At 64.6% G+C, this 23062-nt stretch carries 21 protein-coding genes; 11 read left to right on the forward strand and 10 right to left on the reverse strand.

Annotated features, from left to right (window positions below; genetic code table 11):
• Positions 1-194 precede the first annotated feature (194 nt).
• Positions 195-353, forward strand: a complete 159-nt coding sequence (locus tag P24_RS20390; RefSeq protein ID WP_272943345.1) for a helix-turn-helix domain-containing protein — start codon at positions 195-197, stop codon at positions 351-353.
• A gap of 15 nt (positions 354-368) precedes the next feature.
• Here the strand turns inward: P24_RS20390 and P24_RS01790 are convergent, their stop codons facing one another.
• The 3 genes from P24_RS01790 to P24_RS20445 form a co-directional block, all read right to left on the reverse strand.
• Positions 369-1073 (reverse strand): glutamine amidotransferase, encoded by a 705-nt coding sequence (locus tag P24_RS01790; RefSeq protein WP_040706066.1) that lies wholly within the window; start codon positions 1071-1073, stop codon positions 369-371.
• Positions 1074-1081: 8 nt separating this feature from the next.
• Positions 1082-2107 carry a homoserine dehydrogenase gene (locus P24_RS01795; RefSeq protein WP_202802339.1) on the reverse strand — a complete coding sequence of 342 codons (1026 nt, stop codon included), beginning with the start codon at positions 2105-2107 and terminating at the stop codon, positions 1082-1084.
• A 142-nt stretch (positions 2108-2249) separates the two neighbouring features.
• Positions 2250-2516, reverse strand: coding sequence for an alpha/beta fold hydrolase (locus P24_RS20445; RefSeq protein ID WP_008942979.1), 267 nt, complete (start codon positions 2514-2516; stop codon positions 2250-2252).
• 380 nt (positions 2517-2896) lie between these two features.
• Between P24_RS20445 and P24_RS01805 the strand changes: the two genes are divergently transcribed.
• A complete protein-coding gene (locus P24_RS01805) occupies positions 2897-3487 on the forward strand; it encodes an NADPH-dependent FMN reductase (protein ID WP_008942980.1) in 591 nt (196 codons plus the stop codon).
• 219 nt (positions 3488-3706) lie between these two features.
• On the opposite strand, the gene P24_RS01810 is transcribed toward P24_RS01805, so the two are convergent.
• From P24_RS01810 to P24_RS01830, 5 genes are all read right to left on the reverse strand, one after another.
• On the reverse strand, positions 3707-4507 hold the full coding sequence (locus tag P24_RS01810; protein ID WP_008942981.1) for an ABC transporter ATP-binding protein: 801 nt from the start codon (positions 4505-4507) through the stop codon (positions 3707-3709).
• Positions 4504-5553, reverse strand: a complete 1050-nt coding sequence (locus P24_RS01815) for a FecCD family ABC transporter permease (protein ID WP_008942982.1) — start codon at positions 5551-5553, stop codon at positions 4504-4506. The genes P24_RS01810 and P24_RS01815 overlap by 4 nt, the downstream gene beginning before the upstream one ends.
• Positions 5546-6664: an ABC transporter substrate-binding protein gene (locus tag P24_RS01820; RefSeq protein WP_008942983.1), complete on the reverse strand. Its 1119-nt coding sequence runs from the start codon at positions 6662-6664 to the stop codon at positions 5546-5548. Before P24_RS01820 ends, P24_RS01815 begins: the two co-directional genes overlap by 8 nt.
• Positions 6665-6798: 134 nt before the next feature.
• Positions 6799-7086 (reverse strand): DUF2218 domain-containing protein, encoded by a 288-nt coding sequence (locus P24_RS01825; protein ID WP_008942984.1) that lies wholly within the window; start codon positions 7084-7086, stop codon positions 6799-6801.
• A gap of 84 nt (positions 7087-7170) precedes the next feature.
• On the reverse strand, positions 7171-9171 hold the full coding sequence (locus P24_RS01830; RefSeq protein WP_237740147.1) for a TonB-dependent receptor plug domain-containing protein: 2001 nt from the start codon (positions 9169-9171) through the stop codon (positions 7171-7173).
• A 271-nt stretch (positions 9172-9442) separates the two neighbouring features.
• Between P24_RS01830 and P24_RS01835 the strand changes: the two genes are divergently transcribed.
• The 8 genes from P24_RS01835 to P24_RS01870 all read left to right on the forward strand — a co-directional run bounded on the left by P24_RS01835 (position 9443) and on the right by P24_RS01870 (position 19589).
• The gene (locus P24_RS01835) at positions 9443-10327 is read left to right on the forward strand and encodes a helix-turn-helix transcriptional regulator (protein ID WP_008942986.1); all 885 of its coding nucleotides are present in this window, start codon (positions 9443-9445) and stop codon (positions 10325-10327) included.
• 153 nt (positions 10328-10480) lie between these two features.
• Positions 10481-10987: a sigma-70 family RNA polymerase sigma factor gene (locus P24_RS01840; protein ID WP_008942987.1), complete on the forward strand. Its 507-nt coding sequence runs from the start codon at positions 10481-10483 to the stop codon at positions 10985-10987.
• Positions 10988-11001: 14 nt separating this feature from the next.
• Positions 11002-11970, forward strand: a complete 969-nt coding sequence (locus tag P24_RS01845; protein WP_008942988.1) for a FecR domain-containing protein — start codon at positions 11002-11004, stop codon at positions 11968-11970.
• A 184-nt stretch (positions 11971-12154) separates the two neighbouring features.
• Complete coding sequence (locus tag P24_RS01850; protein ID WP_202802340.1) at positions 12155-14530, forward strand: TonB-dependent receptor domain-containing protein; 2376 nt, start codon at positions 12155-12157, stop codon at positions 14528-14530.
• Between the two features lie 154 nt (positions 14531-14684).
• Positions 14685-15281 carry a sigma-70 family RNA polymerase sigma factor gene (locus tag P24_RS01855; protein ID WP_051013057.1) on the forward strand — a complete coding sequence of 199 codons (597 nt, stop codon included), beginning with the start codon at positions 14685-14687 and terminating at the stop codon, positions 15279-15281.
• Positions 15278-16225 (forward strand): FecR family protein, encoded by a 948-nt coding sequence (locus P24_RS01860; protein ID WP_008942991.1) that lies wholly within the window; start codon positions 15278-15280, stop codon positions 16223-16225. Before P24_RS01855 ends, P24_RS01860 begins: the two co-directional genes overlap by 4 nt.
• Before the next feature lie 124 nt (positions 16226-16349).
• Complete coding sequence (locus tag P24_RS01865) at positions 16350-18830, forward strand: TonB-dependent siderophore receptor (protein ID WP_008942992.1); 2481 nt, start codon at positions 16350-16352, stop codon at positions 18828-18830.
• 252 nt (positions 18831-19082) lie between these two features.
• Complete coding sequence (locus P24_RS01870; protein WP_008942993.1) at positions 19083-19589, forward strand: GNAT family N-acetyltransferase; 507 nt, start codon at positions 19083-19085, stop codon at positions 19587-19589.
• A gap of 20 nt (positions 19590-19609) precedes the next feature.
• On the opposite strand, the gene P24_RS01875 is transcribed toward P24_RS01870, so the two are convergent.
• Positions 19610-20500 (reverse strand): NAD(P)/FAD-dependent oxidoreductase, encoded by an 891-nt coding sequence (locus tag P24_RS01875; RefSeq protein WP_008942994.1) that lies wholly within the window; start codon positions 20498-20500, stop codon positions 19610-19612.
• Positions 20485-20946 carry an Rrf2 family transcriptional regulator gene (locus P24_RS01880; RefSeq protein WP_040706069.1) on the reverse strand — a complete coding sequence of 154 codons (462 nt, stop codon included), beginning with the start codon at positions 20944-20946 and terminating at the stop codon, positions 20485-20487. The genes P24_RS01875 and P24_RS01880 overlap by 16 nt, the downstream gene beginning before the upstream one ends.
• A 152-nt stretch (positions 20947-21098) precedes the next feature.
• Here P24_RS01880 and P24_RS01885 point away from each other — a divergent pair, with 152 nt between their 5' ends.
• On the forward strand, positions 21099-23060 hold the full coding sequence (locus P24_RS01885) for a TonB-dependent receptor domain-containing protein (RefSeq protein ID WP_008942996.1): 1962 nt from the start codon (positions 21099-21101) through the stop codon (positions 23058-23060).
• Positions 23061-23062: the final 2 nt, after the last annotated feature.

Consider the following 23062-nt stretch of genomic DNA (forward strand, 5'->3'; position numbering starts at 1 on the left):
TCGGCGGACCAGAGGATGCCGCAGGACCGCGTTCCAGGCTTTCTGCCGCAAAACCGGTTTCTGCCCACGCCTCGAACAAGGCTCGGAACAGCGCCGTGGTCAGTTCAGGGCGTATGTTCAAGCAAAGCATCGGCGTGCCGCCCCGAGTTTACCTGACGCGGCTGAGAGTGGAGAAGGCCTGAGAGCTCCTGGAACTGACCGACATGCCGATCACGGAGATCGCGCAGGAGGTGGGATATTCATCGAACCAGGTCCTCGCCCGTGTGTTCGCCAAGCATCAGCAAATGAGCCCATCCGACTATCGTCGGGCCGTGCGCGATCCGGTGCGTTCGATCACGCTGCAATGGCTGTAAAGCGTGAATCCGGCCCTAGCGCGTCAGTCGCGACAGCCAGCCGGTCAGCACGGCGGCCCCGGCCTGCTCGAGACCGGCGGCATATCGGCGCGTATCCTGACGCAGCACTTCGGGGCTGATACCGGCGGTGGCGAGTTCGCTCGCATGGCCCAGAAGCCAGTGCTCGAACCGTGCGCCAAGAACTTCCGGATGAAACTGGAGACCGAGGATATTCGGTCCGCGCGAGAATGCCTGGTTTGCGCAAAGGGGAGTGGAAGCGAGCACGGTGGTGCCCGCCGGCAGGTCGAAGGTGTCGCCATGCCAGTGCAGCACGGGAATATCATCCAGCGCGGCGAGAGGATTGGGCGTTGCCATGTCCGACAGATCGAGCGCCGACCAGCCGATCTCCCTGGCCGGCCCCGGATAGACGCGCGCGCCGAGGGCGGCCGCCATCAACTGTGCGCCGAGGCATATGCCAAGCGTCGGCCGGTCGGCCGCGAGCCGCGCCCGCAACAATTGTATCTCGTCGGTGACGACCGGATAGGCTTCGTGATCATAGACGCCGATCGGACCGCCGAGGACCACCAGGAGATCGGCGCCGAGAGGATCGAGCGTCGCCGGGCTGCGTTCAGCCACGTCGATATAGTCGATGTCGTAGCCGGCCTCCTGCATGGGGCGCGCGAAGCTGCCGAGATCCTCGAAGCCGATATGGCGAATCGCCTGCACTGTCCTGCGTGTCATGACCTTCCTCATGAACCGGCAGTTGCCCGCGCCGCTCTCGCCGTCAGGATATGTTCGAGATCCTTCAGCGCGGCCGCCGCGGTGGCGAGAGGCTCCGTTCCGGACCCGATCGCGATCGTCTCGCCCATCGCGTCCGTGGTAATCCGGATCGCCTTGTTCTTTCCCGACACCTGTGCAAGCGGATCGCTCAACGGGTAGGTTCGTACGCCGACGGCTGCCCGTATTGCGCCGCCCGTCCGGATGAGGCTTCCGACCAGTTTGGGAACGCGCTGTTCCTTCCGCCACGCCTCGATTTGTTGCTCCGTGATCGACTGAATGCCATCGACGACGAGATCATCCATCGTCAGCCCCGCATCGAGGCCGAAATTGGCGATGAGGATGAGCTTGCTGGCGGTGTCCCAGCCCTCGGTGTCATTGCGCGGGTCGGCTTCGGCGAACCCGCCCGCCTGCGCGCGTCCCAGCGCCTCGTCGAAGCCGAGATTCTGGGTCGTCATCGCGTCGAGCAGGTAATTGGTGGTCGCGTTCAGAATGCCCTCCACTTCGAGGACCTCGCAGCCTTTCAGGCTGTGCTCGATAAGGTCGAGCGTCGGTAGCGCGGCGGCAGCCGCGCCGCTGAGTTTCAGCAGCGCCCCCGAGGAACGCGCCATGGCCCGCAGTGACGGTCCGCTGTGGACCAGCGCGCCCTTCGATATGACGATGGTGTCGCGCCCCGACGACAGGGAGGAACGAATATAGGCAAGGCCGGGGCCGCCGGTGCGAAAATCGCTCGGCCCCGCCTCGATGAGAATGTCGGCGCCGCTCGCCTCGATGAATTCCGGACCCGACAGGCCCGGTTCGAGCGCGTCCAGGCGGCCGGTTTCGAGACCGTCGGCATCGGCCAGACCGGATCGCGACCCGCAGACGGCCACAAGGCGAATGTCGGTTCCATAGACCCGCCGGTAGCGATCGCGGCGGCTCAGAAGAAGATTGGCCGTTGCGCGGCCCACCCCGCCAAAACCCGCAATCGCAACCCTGACGACATTCATAACTTCCATGCCTTCTCCAAATCCGCACTATGCTTTAGTGAAGACGCTTTTCAGCCTTTCCTCAAAGAAAATCCGGCTGCCTTGCCCGCGCGCAACGGCGGGCAAGACATGCGCGGAGGCAAGGCAACCGCCCACTTTCGGCGACGGAGCATCAGGCGCGGATGAAGGCCAGCATATCCGGGTTCACCACGTCGGGATGCGTGGTGAACAGGCCATGAGAAAGCCCGGGATAGGTCTTCAGCGTGCCATCCCTGACGAGCTTGATTGCCTTGTGAGCCGAGTTCTCGATGGGCACGATCTGGTCACCCTCTCCGTGAATGATCAGCACGGGAATGGTGAGCGCCTTCAGATCCTCCGTAAAGTCGGTCTCAGAAAACACTTCGATGCAGTCATAGTGCGCCTTTGCGCCGCCGCTCATGCCCTGACGCCACCAATTGTCAATCAGGCCCTGGCTGACTTGAGCACCCTCCCGGTTGAAGCCATAGAACGGTCCGCTCGGCACATCGCGATAAAATTGCGGACGGTTTGCCGCCAGGGCGTAATTTCTGCCCCAGGGGAGCCTGCTGCCCTGTTCAAGCCCCGATCCGGAATGCAGTCTTTCGGTACGCGTTACCCGCCAGGCTGACGCTGCTGCTCGAACCAGCTTTTGGCGACAAATCTGTCGATAATTCTTTGCCCGAGGTGACCCGTCCAATCGTGATGATGTATGGGTACAGGTGAAGCATTGCGATGTCGAAGTCCAATAGCGCGCGTTCGGAATTTTTGCTTACGCCGCTAGAACCTGAAACGGAGAGCCGCATGCCGAGCAAAATCCTCATCCTGTATGGGTCGTACCGCCGCGACCGGACCGGTATACGCTTCGCGACATATCTGGTGCGTCGTTTCGAGGAACGCGGGGACATGGCCATTTTGGTGGACGCCAAGTCAGTGGGGCTACCGATCCTTGACCGCATGTATAAAGAGTACCCGCCCGGCGAAGCGCCCGCGGCGATGGAGGCACTGGCGCAAGATATCCGCAGTGCGGACGCATTTGTGTTCGTGACGGGGGAATATAACTGGGGGGTTCAGCCAGGCCTCAAAAACCTCACCGATCATTTTCTTGAGGAGTGGTTCTGGCGACCGGCTGCAATCGTCAGCTACTCTGCCGGACGGTTGGCCGGGGTACGCGGCAATCTCGCGTGGCACGGAACTCTGTCCGAAATGGGCATGGTCGTTATCTCAAGCACGCTTACAGCGGGGCCCATCTCCGATGTGCTGGACGAAACGGGACAGCCGGTGGGCAAGGGCGGCGAAGCGCTCGAACGGTCATTCTCCCGTTTTGCTGAGGATCTCGCATGGTGGACAACTGCGGCCAAGAATCAGCGTGCGCTGTCGCCACCGCCGTACTAGGCGCACGGGCGTTAGTCAGATCGATTCCACCGGCTGTCAGCCTGCTTACCTGCCCGCTGCTAAGCGCCAAACTCCAGACACGACTACACCGACAAGCTATTGACTTAGCGGCGTTTTATTTTGTTTCGAGGGCATAAAACCACCAAGAATTGCGACAAGGTAGTAGCGGGCTAGTCAGGAACAAGAAGCGTAGGAGCCCTCCACCGCCCTGGCCTGCACCTAACTTGCAATTTCATGCCGCAGGACAGAGAGCGGTCGCAGCAGCTGCACTGTGATGCCGCCGTCCGGGCGGGCGGTCACCTCTGTCTCGACATGGAATACCTGCGCCAGATTGTCCGGTGTGAGAACCTCCGCCGGCGTGCCGGCCGCCACGATCCGCCCGCCCGACAACAGCGCCAGACGGTCGCAATAGCGCGCCGCCAGGTCGATATCGTGCAGGGCCGCAATGGCGACGCCACCAGACTGCCCGACATGGGCGCGCACGATATCCAGCACCACCATGCGCCAGTGCAGATCGAGCGCCGAGGTCGGCTCGTCCAGCAGCAGCAACGCCGGATCGCGGATCAGTGCCAGGGCGAGACCGACCAGCTGTCGCTTGCCGCCGGACAGGGTGCTGAGCGGCGACAGCGCCACTGCGCTCAACCCCAGCCCATCGAACAGCGCCTCGATCCGCGCCGAAAGCTCCGCGTTCGACAGGTCGAGCCCCAGCGCCCGCGCCGTACTCCACACCAGTTCGGTCGGCAGCAGGGCGGAAGGCGAAGGTGGCGATTGCGGCATCGCCGCCACCTTGTCGCGCCAGGCCCGATGGCTGTGCTCGCGCTGCGCAACGCCATCCAGCGCGATATGCCCCTCTGCCCGCATCTCCCGCGACAGGCAGCGCATCAGCGTCGATTTGCCCGACGCGTTCGGCCCCAGCAGCCCCAGCACCTGGCCCGCTGCAAGATCGGGCAGCGATACATCGCACAGCACCGGCGTGCGGCCATAGCGGGCGGAAACGCCCTGCGCCTGGAACCGGGTCACGCGCGCCTCCCCCGGCTGAACAGCAGGCTGAGCAGCACCGGCACGCCAATCACCGCCGTGATGATGCCGACCGGCACGATAACGCCGGGGATCAGCGTCTTGGTGAGGATGGAGGAGACGGAGAGCAGCAGGGCACCCGCCAGCACCGCCCCCGGCACCAGCAGCCGGTGGTCCTCACCCAGCAGCAGACGAGCGATATGCGGGCCGACGAGACCAATGAAGGCGATGGTGCCGACGAAGCACACCGCGAAGGCGGTCAGCACCGAGGCGCGCAGGATCACCCAGAGGCGCAATCGCATGACATCCACGCCCAGGCTGCGGGCATGTGCCTCGCCGCCGCGCAGCAGCGTCAGCACCCAGACGTCACGCAGGCTGAAGGGCAACATGAACAGCACGACGGCACTGACGATCCATACCTCGGTCCAGCCGGCCTTGGTCAGGTTGCCGATGGTCCAGAACACCACCTGCTGCACCGCATCCGCCTCCGCGATGTAGTGCAGCGCGCCGGTCAGCGCGTTGGCGAGAAACACCAGCGCGATGCCGAACAGGATCACCGTCTCGCGCGCCCCGCCGGAAAACCGGATCACCAGCAGGATCAGCCCGCCCGCCGCCAGCGCGAACAGCAGGGCCAGCGCCGGCAGGATCGCCGCCGGCGAGACAATCGGCAGCGCCGGCGCCAGCACGATGGCGACTCCCGCGCCCAGCATGGCCGATGAGGAGATGCCCAGGGTGAAGGGGCTGGCCATCGGGTTGTCGAGCACGGTCTGGGTCTCGACGCCGGCCAGGCTGAGGGAAGCCCCCACCGCCAGCGCGATCAACGCGTCGGGCAGGCGTACGTCCCACAGGATGATGCGGTGGCGCAGTTCCAGACTGTCCGGATCGAACAGCCCAAGCAGGATGTCGCCCACGCCGAGGGATGCCGGGCCAGCCATCAGATCGAGGCCGAGTGACAGCACCAGCCCCACGGCCAGCACCAGCAGCAGTGCCTGGCGCCGCCTTGCGATCCGGCTGAAGCGCGCCTGCAGCGACAAAGCCGCCTCACCCATGCGGGACCGTTGCGAAATAGGTGCCGCGCAGGGTGAAGGGCAGATAGCGGCGGTAGATTTCCGCCAGTGTCTCCTGCGGATCGGTATCGGCGAAGATTTCCGGGTGGATCCAGCGGGCGAAGGCTTCGACCGCCGCGATATTGAAGGGCGAGTTGTAGAAATTGTGCCACAGGCTGTGCGCCCTGCCCTGCCGCACCGCATCCATCGCCGCGAAACTGGGCTGGTCGAGATAGCGCTTCAGGCTCTCAACCGCCATCTCCGGCGTCACATCGGCACCCAGCGCTACCGGTGTCTTGCCCGCATGGTGATCCGCCGCCGTGCCGGAGGCAGTGCCGATCCACACATCCGGATTCTCGGCCAGCAGGAATTCCTCCGTGTGTTGTGCGACGGGCCCCGGCGCTACCGCGTCGGCGATGTTCAGGCCGCCGGCCAGCCCGACAAATGGCCCCAGCATGCCGTCCGCCATGCCCCAACAGCAGGGGAAGCGGCCGGGATGTGCCTGCACGAACACACGCGGCCTGGTGGCTACGGCGGCGATGCGCTGGCGGATGCGGTCCAGCCTGTCGCGGTAGAAGCTGATATAGTCAGCGGCGCGGTCTTCCGCCCCGAGCACGCGTCCGAGCAGTTCCACCGATGGCAGGGTGTTGTTCAGCGGGTCCATCCGGAAATCGATGAAGAGGATGCTGGTGCCCGATGCCTCCAACTGGCGCAGCAATTCCGCGTTCTTCGTGCCGGGCCCATGGTCGCCCAGCCCGAAAATCGCCAGCTGCGGGCGCAGATCGATGATCTTCTCGACCGACACGCTTTCCGCACTGGTTCCGCCAAACAGCGCAATGTCGCGGGCCTGCGGGAATTTCTCGTACAGCTGTTCCTGCAGCGCCGGCTCTGTCAGCGCCAGCGGCGACATCATGCCAACCAGCCCGGCCACCGGATTGTCGGGACGCAGCAGCGCCAACAGCGGGATATAGCGTCCCTCGCTGATGACGAAGCGTTCGACCGGCGTCTGGATCGTGACCGTGCGGCCGGCGAGATCGGTCACTTCCAGCGGCGCAGCCCGTACAGGCGTCACAGCCAGCAGAAACAATCCCAACCAGGCCAGCAGCTTCAACATTGCGGTCTCTCCAATCCGTTTCGGGCCAGATGTCTTCCGGGCAAGGGCAGCGCCGTTTGCCCACAATCGATAATAATTCTTACTCGCGATCATTTAGGGAGCAATAGCTGAAACGGAATGGCTGGCCCTGCGTCTCAGGATGCGTCTGTCCAGGTGAGGGTCGGCTTTTCCCGCCAGGCGAAGCGGACCAGGTGGTCCTCGACCACCGCCTTCACCCGGCCAAGGCCGGCCTCGTCCTGCCCCTCGCAGCGCAAGGCGAGAGCCCCGTCCTCGGCGGTCATCCGGCACACCCCCCAGGGGAAGTCGGCACGGCCCTTCGTGGCGTCATACTCGACGGTGATCTTGTGCGCGAAATGCTTGCAAAGCTGAGCGATATACTTGCTCGCGGACGCCGTTTCCACACGGCATTCGGCAATCATCATGGTCTCGGTCTCCGGTCTTGTCGGGTGCCTGGACATATCGTTGGAGGCAGGCGGCGGCAGGGGATCGCGCCGCCGCCTTTCCGGTCAGAACTTCAGCACAGAGGAGATCAGCAAGGATCGTCCCGGCGAATAGACCGGCGTCACCCTGGCGGTCTCGGCATAGGTGCCGCGGCTGTAGTAATCCTCGTCGAACAGATTGTTCGCCTCGACACGCAGGCTCCAGTTCGGCACCAGATGATCGGGCCGCCACTCAGCGTAAAGGTTCACCACCTCATAGGCTTCGATCGGACGATAGCCATTGTCGGTCAGCGCCTGGTCTTCGATCTCGAAGGCGATCTCCGAGCTGCCGCCCACCGTCAGCGCGATATCGGTGAAGGTGTAATAGGCATTCAGGGTCAGGATGTCGCCAACCGGCACGCCATTGTTATAGTCGCCATACAGGGCCATCCGGTCGCCATACTCGATATCGGTATGGGAGTATTTCGCCCCGACGAAGGCATTCTGCCAGCGATAGCCGGCGGCGAGGTCGAAGCCGCGCGTCTCCAGATCCTTGCCATTGATGCGCGTGGAGGTGGCGAAGTCGTAATCGACCGGGTTCTCGACCAGCGTGCGGAACAGCGTGCCTTCCAGCTGCAGCCCGCCCTGGCGGTAGCGCAGGCCGGCCTTGATGTTGTGTGCCGTTGCCGGGTCCAGATCGGCGGCATAGCGATAGTCGCCAGCGTGGAACAGTGCGGTTTCCGCCAGCTCGATACCGCCCCAATTATAGCTGTAGCCGCCGAACGCCGTGACATGGTCGGTCAGTGCATATTCCGCCGAGACATTCGGGCTCAGCCCGCCATTGTCGAAGCTCTGGCCGTCCACCGCATCGTAGCTCTGATAGTCGGCGCGGATGCCGGTGGAGATGCTGAGGCGCGGCGTCGGTTTCAGGCGGAACTGTGCGAAGGCACCGACATTGCCCACCTCCTCCTCGGCATTGGTGGCGAAATGGAAACGCTCGACAAACACCTCGTCGCGGTAAAAATCGACGCCGACCGTCAGGTCGCCATAGGGAATGGCGAAGCTGTTGGCCAGCTTGCCGCCGATGCTGTCGGTCTTGGAATTGAAGTCACCCGAGGCGCGCGTGTAGCCGTTCCGGTTCGGCCGCTCCAGCTCGTTCTGGTTGAAGTAGAGCATGATTTCCGGCGCGAACAGGTCGGTCGGCTGGGTCGTGGTGTAGCTGACCGTCGTCGTCCTGCGGGTCGCCTTGTTGTAATTCAGGTCATTATTCACGAAGCCCATGTTCGGGCGCAGCCGGCGCATACCCTCGTCCTGCATCAGTTCGCCGGACCATTCGATCCGGTGGCCCTTGTCGGATTCGTAGGCCAGCTTGGCAAGACCGGTCCACAGATCGTCGGCCGTGCCGGGTTCCGTCGCCCCCTTGCCATTCTCGTAGTCGCTGCCGTCGGCGCGGGTGCCGATGCCCATGATCTCGAAGCCCTGCGCCCTGGCATAGCCGGCACCGGTCGCGCGGACGGTCTCGCTGTTGGTGTCGTAGCTCAGGATCGCGGTGCCACCCTTGCTCTGGCCCGGCAGCAGCATGTCGGCGACATCCTTGGTCTCGAAGCGCACCGATCCGCCCAGCGCGCCCGGCCCGCGATCAGCGGCGGAGACGCCGGCATCGACCTCCACGCTCTTCAGGAACATCGGGTCTAGGATGATGTTGCCATTGTGGTGCCAGACATTATTGCGATGCGCGGCGCCGTCGATGGTGACGTTCAGCTTCGCCTGGTCCAGGCCATGGGCGTAGAATTTCTGCGACGCCAGGCTGCCGCCCGCCACGGTAACCGCCGGATCTGCCTGGAACAGTTCCTTTACGCTCTGCGGATTATCGCGCTCAATATCCTTCGCGGTGATGGTGATATCCGTCTCGATATCGCGAGCCTTGCGGCCCTCCACCTCGATCGGCGTCAGCTGCACCGCGCCGGGCTTGCTGTCCTGCGCGGCGGCGATGCCGCCCCCGGCAACCGACGCGATCACCGTCGTGGTCATAAGCAGCGCCCGCAAGTCGCTGCGAAGCGCGCGGCGCATTGTCACAGTCCGTGTCATCCTGGCATCCCCAATTTCGCGAAAGCTCCAAGCCGCCCGACAAAAGGCCGGAACAGGCAGACCGCCCGCGACACTGGCCCCTTCTGCCGTGTCCACAGGCATGCTCGACTTGCTTGATATCGCATGCTAGGAGAATGACACGCATTCTCATGCATGAGCGCGACTCTGGCTTGTCCATCCGCCTTATAGCGGGAGTGTGCGGGCAAGACTTTTGCAGGCTGGCCAATTTCCTTTGCCGGAAAGGCAATCGACCAATAAGGCGGGAACGCAAATGACGGCTGTTCTGGCGGACGGTACGGGCATGTTCAAGCAGGCGGAGCTGCGCTCCGGCCTGAAACTGCACGCGGCCGACGTTACAGAAGCGCGCAACTACCGCCATGATACCGAGTTACAGCCGGGCCTCATCGTCACGCTGTTCCTGTCCGGCCAGACGCGCATCGCGCTTGGCAACAGGGAGCATGACCTGCTGGCCGATGCCGATACGCCGCAGGGCATCGTGCTGGCCTGTGCCGAGCAGGATATCTTCACTTGCGAGCGGCTGTGCGATTGCCGGGTGCGTCGGGTCAGCATTTCCCTGCCGCGGGCCTGGATCGACCAGGACACGGTGGACGATCCCTATATCGAAGCGATCCGGCGTTTCAGCCGACATCATGGCGACAGCCTGCTCTGGCGGCCATCCCCGCATCTGGCCGCGCAGGCCGAGCGCATTCTGCTGACCGCGGGGAACGGCTCCTTCCTGGAGCGCCTGCGGCTGGAGAGCGAGGCGGCGGAGATGGTCGCGAACGGCCTGCGCCAGTTCGACGGGCCGGAGCACAGCATCCTGTCCGGCCGCGACCGGATGCGTCTGCGCCGGCTGTACGACTATATCGACACGCTGGAGGGCGACAGTGTCACGCTGGAGGAGATCGCCCGCCAGGCCGGCATGAGCGTCAGCGCCATGCAGCGCCTGTTCCGCGCCGCCGAGGGGCTGTCGGTCTTCGAATATATCCGGCTTCGACGGCTGGAACGCGCGCGCACCGCGCTTGAGCGCCAAGAGATGAGCGTGACGGAAGCGGCCTACCTTGCCGGCTATGGCAGCCCGGCCAACTTCGCCACCGCCTTCAAGCGGCAGTTCGGCCTGACGCCACGGGAAGTCCTCAAGCGTCGTTACAGCTGACGCGGCACCACACCAATCCTGTCGGCAGTTCTCGTCCCATACCGGCTGAGATTCGCATCGGTTGTTGCATGGCAAGCAGCCTTACCCTTAAATTGCGAATAATTCTCATTAATGAGTGAGGCTGGAGGCGGACCAGCCGGGAAAGGGGGCATCGTGCCGGCTGGCGACACCACGGCGCAAAGGGTCCATATCCTCTATGCTGACCATCACGGCTGGCTGTATGGCTGGCTGCGCCGCAAGCTTGGCAATGCCTGCGATGCCGCGGACCTTGCGCATGACACCTTCCTGCGGCTGATGATCTCGCGCCGGGCGGCGGGGCAGCTTGGCGACGAGCCGCGCGCGCTGCTGACCCATATCGCCAAGGGGCTGGTGATCGACCATTGGCGGCGGCTGGATGTGGAGCGCGCCTATCTCGATGCGCTGGCGCAGATGCCCGATCCACAGATACCGTCGCCGGAAACCAGGCTGATGATCCTGGAGGCGCTGTACCGCATCGAAGCCATGCTGCGCGGCCTGCCCGAACGCACCCGCGACATCTTCCTGCTGGCTCAACTGGACGGGCTGACCTACCGGCAGATCGCGGAGCGGCACGGCATTGCCCTCATCACCGTGAAGCGCCACATGCGCACGGCCTTCGCCGCGTGCCTGGCTCTGCCCTGACGGACGGACCGGTCATGACAACCACCGCCCCACTTTCCGCCGACGATATCGACCCGGTCATCCTGGACGAGGCCGCCGGCTGGCTGGTACTGCTGCATTCCGGCGAGGCCAGTGCCCGCGACCTGCAGGAGCTGGAACGCTGGCGCATCCGCAGCGCCGCGCACGAGGCCGCCTGGCAGCGCGCGGAAAGCATGCTGGGCGCCTTCCGGCAGGTACCGCCGAAGCTCGGTCGAGACACGCTGGCCCGGTTGGGCAGCCCAGGACGCCGACAATTGCTGCGCCTGGGACTACTGGCGATTGCCGCCCCCACCGCCAGTTGGCTTGGCTGGCGCCACCTGCCCTGGCGGGAATGGAGCGCCGATCTGCGCACCGCCACCGGCGAACAGAAACGCTTCGACCTGGCCGACGGCACACGGCTGGTGCTGAACACCGCCAGCGCCGTGAATGTCTCCTTCACCCCGACGGAACGGCGCCTCACCCTGCTGGCCGGGGAAATCCTAATCACCACGGCGAAAGACGCACCTCCGACCGCCCCGCCCTTCATCCTGCACACCAGACAGGGCCGCCTGACGCCGCTGGGCACCCGGTTCGCCGTGCGCCAGTTCGAGGGCAGCATCCGGCTGGCAGTGTTCGAGGGCGCCGTCGAAATCCGCCCGGCGGCATCTGGCCAGGCCGCTATCCTGCGCGCTGGCGAACAGACCGATTTCACCGCCATCGCCATCCAGCCGCCGGCACCGGCGGAGGACGCCCTGTGGGAACGCGGCATGCTACTGGCCCGCGGCATGCGGCTGGGAGCGCTGGTGGCCGAGCTGTCGCGCTATCACCGCGGCCTGCTGCGCTGCGACCCGGAGGTCGCCGGCCTTACCGTCTCCGGTGCCTTCCCGGTCACTGACGTTCCCGCCAGCCTGACTCTGCTGGAAAAGACGCTGCCAGTGCGGGTCGGCCGAGCCACGGGCTATTGGCTGACAGTGCGGGCCCGCTGATTTCCGATAGGGGTGATACTTTTTCCGGCTTCGTCCGGTGTACCGGGGGAGAGCGCGTTGCCGACGCGCATATCCACCCGCGACCCCGACGAGAGGACCAGAGATGACACGCTTCAGGCAGTCCTGCCTAACGCAACCGGCCGATCCAGCACCTGCACGGCCAGCGCGATACCGGAAGACCAATGTGTTGCTGATCGCCGCCGGCACTGTCCTGGCAGGGCTGGCGGGAGCCGTCATGCCGCTGCAGGCCGCCGCGCAAACGACCGAAACGCGCGGCAGCACGGACCGTAAGGAATATGCCATCCCCGCCGGCAAGCTGAGCGATGTGCTGGCCCAGTTCGCCGCAGCATCAGGGACGGCGCTGTCCTTCGACCCGCAGATGCTGGCCGGCCGCGACAGCACGGGACTGCGGGGCCGCCATAGCGTCCGGGAGGGCTTTACCCTTCTGCTGGCGGGCAGCGGCTATGAACTGGCCGAGATTGGCGGCGGCTACTCGCTGCAGCCGGTTGACGGCACCTCATCCGCCGCCCACCAGCTACCCTCCATCGAGGTCACGGCACCACTCTATGGTGCGCGCGAGACCAATTCGCTGGCAGGCTCCACCGCCTCCGTCGGCGTGGTGAGCGCTGAGGCAATCGAGGACGGCAACATCCGCTATGTCCAGGACGCCTACCGGCGCCTCGGCAACGTTATGGACGGCGCTTTCGTGAATTCCGGCTTCGTGATCCGTGGCATGAACTCCGAAGGTTTCGTGCCCGCCGGCGCGCCGATGGGGTCGCTGTATATCGACGGTATCCTGCAGACGCGCTACAGCGGCCGCTTCGGCGCGCGGAACCTGTGGGACACCGAGCAGGTCGAGGTCTATCGCGGTCCGCAATCAACACTGAGCGGCCGGGCGGCGACCGCCGGCGCGGTCTATATCAAGACCAAGGACCCGGTGCATTACCGCGAGGTCGAGCTTGCCGGCACGATCGGCAACGACAACCTCGTCGGCACCGCCTTCATGATGAACACGCCGCTGCTGACCAACGAGATCGCGCTGCGCGTCACTGGCGCAATGGAACGAGAGCGGACGGACGTCACCTATCCAAGCTACGAGAATTACGCCAACCACAATGATTTCCGCACGGAGCTAAGCCAGAACCTGCGCGCCAAGTTCCTCCTCACCCCCGATGCGCTGCCGGACACCAAGGCGCTGATCTCCTACTCCTACTCGAATGACCGCCCTAACGAACGGCTGATCGGCATCGGAACCGGCTTCGGCCTGGAGGATGACCGGGGCGACTGGTACGCCTTCCCGACCTATGCCGAATACCGCCAGATCAAGGTCCATAATGCCGGGCTGGAAGTCACGCATGACATGTCCGACGCCCTGCGGCTGACCTCCCAGACCGGCCTGAACTACGGCATCACCACGCGCCGCTCCGTTGACGAGGGCACGCCAGGGCTGGCCGATGGCCTTGCCGGTGAGGTCAAGGACACGCTGGTCACCCAGGAACTGCGCCTGAACTACGACCGCGACCGCTGGAAATGGGTCGCCGGCCTGTTCGGCAGCTACCAGCATTTCGACTCCCTCTTCGACGCCACGCTGGTGCCCTATCTCAAGCTGGACTCGACCTTCGACCGGAAGACCACCAACCTGGCAACCTTCGGTGAGGCGACCTACGAGTTCGCGCCGACATGGTACGTCACGCTGGGCGGGCGCCTCGACTACCTGCGCGAGAGAACGGCGCAGGCCAACGCCGATTCCTACCCCTATGACAGCGCACCCTTCGTGTACGAGAACCGGGCCGATTTCAACGAGGTGAATTTTGTCCCCAAGATCGGCCTGTCGAAGGATATCGCCCAGGGGCACACGGTCGGCGTCACCTATTCAGAAGGCTTCCGCACCGGCGGCTTCTACGTCAATTCCAACACCGGCGAAGCGGTCTATTACGACCCCGAGAAGGCGCAGAATTACGAACTGTTCTACAAGGGGCGCTTCCCGTCGAGCCGGCTGACGCTGAACGCCAACCTGTTCTTCACGAAATATACCGACCAGCAGATCGAGATCCGCCCCGACCCCAACGATCAGGGCTATCGCGAGACGACCAACGCCGCCTCATCGAAGGTCTGGGGATTCGAGATCGAGCCGACAATGCAGGTCACAGATCGCCTCTCTGCCTTCGCCTCCATCGGGTATCTCAACACCGAATTCGAGACCTTCGACCATGCGAGCTACGGCAACCTGGCTGGCCAGCCCTTCCCGGAAGCGCCGGAATGGACCATCGGCCTCGGAGGGCATTATGAGTTCGGCAACGGCTTCTATCTCGGCGCCGACGCCAAATACACCGCCGACTATATCGCGGATTTCGGCGTCTCCCCGACCGACAGCATCGATGCCTACACACTGGTCAACGCACAGGCCGGTTACCGGCAGGGCAACTGGGAGATCATGGCCTTCGCGCAGAACCTGTTCGACGAGCGCTACTACACCTTCATCGATAATGACGCCGCCCCGGTCTATGCCCAGATCGGCGCGGGCAGGACTGTCGGCGTCACCATGAAGCTGCGTTTCTGACGCCAGGAATGGGAATGCCGCCTGCGTCCTCACGCGCGGCGGCATTCCTGCCCGGCGCGCCCCCCGTACGCCAGCAGCCCATAGGCATTGATAATCATTCTTATCAAAGCTAGCATCCGTGTCCTTCCTGCGGCACCTGCGAATCGACAGCCCCTTGAGACACGACCCTGCCAAGCTGCGCCTGTTCCTTGCCCACAGGGCAGCGCTGATCGACTACGCCACGCCCATCGTCGGCGACCGGGCGCAGGCGGAGGATGTGGTGCAGGAGGCATGGCTGCGTTTCGAAGGCGCCGAATCGCCCGAACCAGCGGCCGCGCGGCAGACGCCGATCCTGCAGCCTGTCGGCTATCTCTACCGCATCGTCCGCAATCTGGCGCTGGACTGGACCCGCAAGCTGGCGAGCGAACGGCGCAGCCAGCAGAACTCCTTCACTCTGGACGCCGTGGCCGCGCAGATGGACGGCACAACACCCGAAGCCACGATCCTGCACCGCGACACGCTGCGCCTGGTGGCCGCGGCGATGGCGGAGCTGCCCGAACGCAACCGGCTGGCTTTCGAGATGCACCGGTTCGGTGGCTGCACTTTCCAGGAAATCTCGGACCGGCTGGAAATCTCCCTCGGACTCGCTCACAAGCTGGTGCGCGACGCGGTTTCCCATTGCGCAATGCGCAGCCTGCAACAGACAGCGGACAATAAGCGTACAGGAACCCTGCCCTCCCGGACATCCTGTTGGGGGAAAGGGAGATCATGACCACCCCCGAACACCGAAACGACCCGATCTGGGAGCAGGCGCTGGACTGGCTGTTCCGCCTTCAGGAGCGTCCTCGGGACGCTGCCCTGCAGGCGGCTTTCAATACCTGGCTGCGCGCCAATCCGCGCCATGCTGAGGCCTGGAACCGCGCAACCGGTACCTGGCAGGCGATGGGCGCCGTTCCGCCGGTACATGGCGACCAGTGGCAGGCCGGGACCAGGATGGTGACGATGTCGCAGCGGCGCAGGATGCGGCCACTTGCCGCCGTCCTCGCACTTGCGGCCTGCCTCGCCCTGTGGCTGGCGGCGGATAGGTTCTGGACCGCAGGCGACCACCACACGGCTACCGGCGAAACGCGGCAGGTAACGCTGGCCGATGGCTCCCGCGTCACGCTGGATTCCGATACGACGCTGGATGTGGCCTATGACCCTGGCCAGCGCGCCGTGCGGCTGCTGTCCGGCCAGGCTTTCTTCGAGGTCACGCCGGATGCACACCGCCCCTTCACTGTCGAGGCTGCCGGTATTGCCGTCACCGTGGTCGGCACCGCCTTCGATGTCGGGCTGACGGACCAGACCGTGCAGGTCGCCGTGCAGCAGGGCAAGGTGCAGGTGGGCGCCGCCACCCTGCTGTCCCCCGGCGAGGCAGTCCGCATCGATCGCGGCACCGGCCATGCCGAACGGCATGGCATCGGCACGGCGGATATCGCGGCCTGGCGCAGCGGGCAGCTTGTCGTCGATGGTGTCAGCGTTGGTGAGGCCGTGGACCGGCTGCGCCGATACCATCGCGGGCTGATCCTGCTGAACGACAGCGACCTCGCTGCCCGCAAGGTCACCGGCGTCTATGACCTCACCGATCCCGCATCGGCGCTGGCCGCGATCCTGCGCCCGCATGGCGGCACAGTGACGCAAATCACCCCCTACCTGCTGATCCTCAGCCGCGGCTGAGCACCCAGCCAAAATTATTTTTGAAAATCCGGGCGCGGGTTTCGTCTGTTACGAACTGCAAATGCGAGTTGTTTGCAGAGTGGGGATATTTGTTTCATTCGCGTATCGGGAAGGGGAACCCTGTATGACCGCGCCATCCGAAGCCGGCAACGGCCTGCCGGCCACCACACGCAGCCGGGCCGTGCCCGCCGCCTTGTTTCTGGCAACATCACTGCTGGCATTGACTGCCGGCCTGCCCCAGGCGCAGGTGGAAACAGCCGGACGGGTCCAGCTCGCGCAAGCGGAACGGATCGCCTTCGATATTCCGGCACAGCCGCTCTCCAGCGCACTTACCAGCTTCGGCAGGCAGTCAGGGCTTCAGGTTACGATGGACACCGCAATCGCCCAGGGGCTGACCTCGCAGCCGCTCAAAGGCAGCATGGCCCCGTCTGAGGCGCTGGACTGTCTGCTGGCGGGCAGCGGCCTGACCTGGCTGCAGCTGGATGCGAAGACCATTGAGCTGCGCCAGCCGCAGCGCAGCGGCGATGGCGCGCTGCAGCTTTCCCCCGTACGGGTCGAGGGTGCCCGTAGTGCCGATCCGGGCAAGAGCGAGGGCACGGGTTCCTACACCATCGGGTCCAGCAGCTCTGCTACCAAACTCGATCTGTCGATCCGCGAGACGCCGCAATCGGTGACCGTGATGACACGCCAGCGCCTGGACGATCAGGGGCTGAACGAAATGAAGGATGCGCTGAACCAGGCTGTCGGCCTCACGCTGGTGGAGTCCGGCGCGCTGGGTACCGACGGCAACCAGGTCTATTCGCGCGGCTTCGTGCTGAGCAATTTCCAGGTGAACGGCATTCCGCGCTCCACGGTCTATGGCTTCAACGACGAAATCGCCGATCTGGCGACCTATGACCGGGTGGAGATCGTGCGCGGCTCGACCGGCCTGCTGAACGGCGTCGGCGATCCCTCGGCCTCGGTCAACCTGGTGCGCAAGCGCCCGACCGCCCATTTCCAGGGCTATGTCGAGGGGCAGGTCGGCTCCTGGGACCACTATCGGGGGGAGACGGACATTTCTGGCCCTCTGGTCGAGAATGGAAAGCTGCGCGGCCGCTTCGTCACCGCCTATCAGGACAGCGATTCCTTCATCGACCGGCTGGAGATGGACAAGCGGGTCGCCTATGGCACGCTGGAAGCTGATCTGTCTGAGGACACACTGCTGACCGTCGGGCTGGAATATCAGAAGCACAATTCCGATCAGGCCTCGCGCGGCGGCTTCCCCCTGCTCTATGCCGACGGCACGCCCACGGATTTCTCGCGCTCGATCAATTCGGCGGCGAACTGGGCCTATTTCATGCACGACAATCTGACCGCCTTCGGCAGCCTGGAGCACCGCTTCGGCGACGGCTGGAAGGTGGAGCTGGATATCGAAAATTCCTGGCGGGAATATGACGGGCTGCTGGGCTATGGCGTGCGCGGCAGCCTGAACCGGGACGGCACCGGCATGGGCATCTGGCCGGGGCGCTGGAATTCCGATCTGGAGCAGACCTCGATCGGCGTCGATCTGTCCGGGCCCTACGAGTTGCTCGGCCGCCGTCACGAACTGATGGTCGGCGCCAGCGGCTATCACGCGCACCGGAAAGGGCAGGACTATCCGCTCTGGTATCTCGATGACTACGACCCCAGCATCCCGAACTACTTCACCTGGAATGGCGAGATCGCGCAGCCGGCACTCGAGCCGACCGGCTGGTCCGAGGAAAAGGAGCGCCAGTACGGCGTCTATGCCGCGACCCGTCTGCGCCCGACCGATGCCCTCTCGGTCATCCTGGGCAGCCGCCTCGCCAAATGGGAACAGGAAAGCCGCAGCTTCCCCGACAGCGGCGCTTCCAGCGCCACCAAGCGGGCGGAAAACGGCGTGCTGGTGCCCTATGCCGGCATCGTGTACGACCTGACCGATATCTGGTCGGTCTATGCCAGCTACACCAGCATCTTCAAGCCGCAGTCGCAGAAGAACAGCGCCGGCCTGACGCTGGACCCGCTGGAAGGCAACGCCTATGAGGCCGGCGTGAAGGCGGAATTCTATAATGGCCTGCTGAACGCCAGCTTTGCCGTCTTCAAGATCGAGCAGGACAATCTGGCGGTCATCGATCCAGGACAGTTTGCGCCCGACGGGTCGCAGGCCTACAGGGCGGCGCAGGGCACCACCAGCAAGGGCTTCGAGGTGGAGATGAACGGCGAGCTGATGCCGGGCTGGCAGATCGGTGGCGGCTACAGCCGGGCCGTGCCGGAGGACGCTAACGGCACGCGGCTGACCACCAACATCCCGAAGGACAGCTTCAAGCTGTTCTCCACCTACCGCCTGCCGGGCGAGTGGCGCGACCTCACGGTCGGCGGCAATCTGCGCTGGCAGGGCGACGCCTATTCGCAGATCAGCGGCGCCGAATTCCGTCAGGATGATTTCACCATCGTCGATCTGATGCTGCGTTACCAGCTGACCGACAATGTCAGCGCGGCATTGAACCTGAACAACATCTTCGACGAGGCGTACCTGACCGACCTTGCCTACTACGGCTATTGGGGCGAACCGCGCAACGCGATGCTGAGCATCCGCGCCACCTGGTAAAAGCCGCTAACGGCAGAAAAAACAAGGCCCGCCACTGATAACGGCGGGCCTTAACGTTCTCAGATTCTGGGCGCTGAAACTCTATAAGCGGTCGTTTGATCAGGTGCAGAAGGTCGGTTCGATGCCAGGGCCAATGACCCGACCGATACATTTCTGTCCGCGGCGATACCGAAATGCCGTCCTGCGTCCCGGAAGCCGTGCCGTTACAGTACCGGCCAGACAGATACGGAGCACAATCATGGAGGTGCTGGCATGGATGCGCTGATTGTCCGGCCGGGGATGATATCCGACCTGCCAGCCCTGGTCGGCATCTTCAACCATTATGTCGCCAACGGGCATGTCACCTTCGCGACGGTGCCTCATACCGTCGAGTCGCGCCGGCCCTGGTTCGAGAGCTACGGCGCCGGAAGGCACCAGCTGCTGGTGGGCGAAGTCGACGGCATCGTGATTGGCAGCACCTACAGCAGCCCGTACCGGCCCGGACCCGCCTTCGACACCACGGTCGAGACCAGCATCTACCTGCATCCGGAATGGCACGGGCGCGGCTTCGGCTTTCGCCTCTATGCCGCGCTGCTGCAGCGCCTGGCGGAGCAACCGGTGCATCTTGCCGTGGCCGGTGTGGCGCTGCCCAATCCGGGCTCGCTGGCCCTGCACCGCCGCCTGGGTTTCGAAGAGGTTGGCACCTTCCGGGAATATGCGCAGAAGAACGGCAGCTGGATCAGCTCGACCTGGTTCCAGCGCCGGGTCGGCACGGCCTAGCTGCCATCTTGCGGTTGCCCTTAGTCGTCGGGCCAGACAAGCGAGCGGTGAAGCTGCGCCCCGGCCCAGGCGCCATCGCCCACGGCAAGCGACACCGAATGCGGCACGCGCGCGGCATCACCGCAGGCATAGACACCGGGGATGCTGGTTTCCTTGGCCGAACTGGTCTGGACCTGTATCCCCATCGGCGTTTCCATCATCTCGCAGCCCATTTCCGCGGCGAGCGGCGATGCCGGCACACAGCGCGAGGCGGTGAACAGTCCGGCGAACGCCAGTTCCCGGCCATCGCGCATAACGACGTCCGCGTCGCCGGATATCCGCTCGATCGGCATCTCCTCAATGGTGACCTGCCGCCGCGCAAGGTCCTGCCGGTCCAGCGGCTCCAATGTCAGCGCCTCATTCGTGAAGAAGGTCACCTCGCCCCATTCCGGCAGAAGCTTTGCCTGATGAACAGACATCGGCCCCGTGGCAATCACGCCAATCCGCCCCTGGTCCAGCTCATAACCATGGCAATAGGGGCAGTGAAACACCGTCCGGCCCCAGCGCTCCGCCAGCCCGGCAACCGGGGGAAGCTGGTCTGACACACCAGTGGCCAGCAGAATCCGCCGGCCGGCATGGCCTGCACCATCCGCCAGGGTCACGCTGAAACCATCCTTCGCGCCGGTGGCGGCACTCGCCGTCCCCTCTACCCAGTCCAGGGCCGGATAGGCCTGCAGCTGTGCGCGGGCAGTCCGCGCGATCTCGCCCGGATCGGCCCCATCCTGCCCCAGGAAACCGTGCGAACGTGCGGCGAAGCGGTTGCGCCGTTGGCCGGCATCGATCACCAGCACGCGCCTGCGCGCCCGCAAAAGCTGCAGGGCTGCCGCCATGCCGGCATAGCTGCCGCCGATCACGATCACATCATGCTGCATGTCTGTTCCTTTCCATCGCGCCTCGCCGCATGGAGGCGCCTGAAGTCCCGGGCGAGATCGGCCAGTGTGACCTCCGCAAAGCGCTCCAGCAGCAGCGCCTCGGCCTCGGCAAAGGCGCTGTCGAGCGCGATATTCACCGCCTGCTCGACCAGGCAATCGGGGTTCTCATGGCGATTGCCGATGGCGAACAGCACCGGTTCGCCCAGCGCCTCATGCAACTGGCGGAGCGTTATGGCCGAGATATCCACCGATATCCGCCATCCTCCCGCATGTCCGCGGTCCGAGCTCACCAGCCCGGCCGTACGCAACAGCCCCATGGTGCGGCGCACGACCACCGGATTGGTTCCAAGGCAAAGGCTGAGCGCTTCCGACGTCATCGGGCCTGGCCGTTCCGTCATGTGGAGCAGCGCATGCAGGACAAGAGAAAGGCGGCTGTCTCTATTCATGTAACTTTTATTGTTACATATCACACCAGACGTCAACACCCTTCCGATTGGCGCATTGACAAAATCAAAAAATGTTATGTTATAACGTATAATATCACGCGACCGGGACGGGGAATCCCGGCTTGCGCCTATCTGTCGGAAGGGGTTTTCAGATGAGTATCGCGAAGACGAACCGGGGCGCCGGGCTGCTGCCAGCCCGCGCCGCGGTGGGACTGTTGTCGCTGTGCGGAATGGCGGGTCTGGCACAGGCGGAGGAAATCCGACTGTCGCCCGTGGTTGTTACGGCCACCACTGCGGAGCAGGAGCTGCGCGATGCGCCGGCAACCATTTCCGTGGTCTCGGGGGACGATCTGCGCGAGCGGCCGGTGCAGGATATGGCGGAGGCGCTGCGCGGCGTCCCCGGCATCACTATCAGCGGCATCGGCCTTGGCCGGCGCGGCATCAGTATTCGCGGCATGCCGGTCGAGCACACGCTTATGCTGGTGGACGGGCGGCGAATCAACAGCGCGGCCAGCGCCATCGCCCATGCCGACTACGACCTGAACTGGGTTCCCGTGGAGGCCATCGAGCGCATCGAGGTCGTGCGCGGGCCGATGTCCTCGCTCTATGGTTCGGATGCGCTGGGCGGCGTCGTAAACATCATCACCCGGCGGGCGACCGACCGTTGGAAGGGCAGCGTGTCGGTGAAGGGCGGCGTGCAGCAGGGCGATGGCGGCAATACCTACCAGGCGGGCACCTATGTCGGCGGTCCGCTGGTGCAGGACGTGCTCGGCCTCAGCGTCTATGCCGAGACACGCGGCCGTGGCGAGACGCCCGACGCCGCCGATCCCCGCCTGTCCGAGATCGAGCGGCGCGATGCCCGCACCGGCAGCGCCACCCTCACCTGGACGCCGGACAGCCAGCAACGGATCGATCTGACCCTGGGCTATGGCACGGAAGAGCATGAGCGCAATACCTTGCAGACCGGCCCTGCCCCCTATGTCTATACCTCCACGGATGAGGTGGAGCGCCGGCAGTTCGCCCTGTCGCATCGTGGCGACTGGGATTGGGGCAAGTCGGAGCTGCGCGCCTACCGGACCGAGCTGGAGCGCGAGAATTTGCGGACGCGGGGCGAGGTCAGCGGCCCGCACAAGCTGACCGATGACATCGTCGATGGCCATGTCAGCGTGCCGGCACTGGGCTGGAACACATTCACCTTCGGCGGCGAATGGCGCCGCGAACAGCTCGAAGACCCGACGGTGAACAGCCTCGGCACTGACGAAGCCGACCATCATGCGGTATTCCTGCAGGACGAGATCACGCTGTCCGACGATCTGTCCCTGCTGCTGGGCAACCGCGCCGACCGGCATGAGGAGTTCGGCTGGCATAATAGCCCACGTGCCTATCTGGTCTATCACCTGTCGGACGGACTGACCCTGAAGGGCGGTGTGGGCCGGGGCTTCAAGGCGCCGACCCTGAAGCAGCTCTCGCCAGGCTACAGCGCCAGCGCGGCGGGCGGGCGCTTCACCATTGTCGGGAACCCCGACCTGAAGCCCGAAATCAACACCATGTATGAGGTCGGGGCGGAGTACGAGACACGCGGCTGGTCACTGCGCGGAAGCCTGTTCCAGAACGATCTGGAGGATCTGATCGAGACCAGCTGCATCGCGTCGTGCGGTGTGCCGCGCGCCGAGCGCCGGACCTACAGCAATGTCGAGCGGGCACGCATCCGGGGGCTGGAGCTTGGCGGCGGTGTCGATCTGACATCCTGGCTGCGCTTCGATGCCAACTACACCTACCTCGACACGGAAAATCGCGGCACCGGTGCCGAACTGGCGGAACGGCCGCGCCATGCCGCCAATGCCAGCATCACCTGGTTCGCCGATAACGGGATGCGTGCCCGGCTGATCGGCGATTATACCGGCACCCAGCTGGTCAATGTGACCAGCGGAACCGAACGGCTGCCGGATTATACGATCTGGTCGGTTGACATCGCCCAGCCGCTGACCGAGCAGGCGACCCTGCTGATCGGCCTGCAGAATCTGACCGATGAGCGGCTGGCCGAGAAGACCGCCAGCTTCCCCTATGCCGAGGCAGGGCGGCTGCTCTGGGTTGGCCTGAACTACAGCTTCTGACC

This window comes from Oceanibaculum indicum P24, from assembly GCF_000299935.1.
Lineage (GTDB): Bacteria > Pseudomonadota > Alphaproteobacteria > Oceanibaculales > Oceanibaculaceae > Oceanibaculum > Oceanibaculum indicum.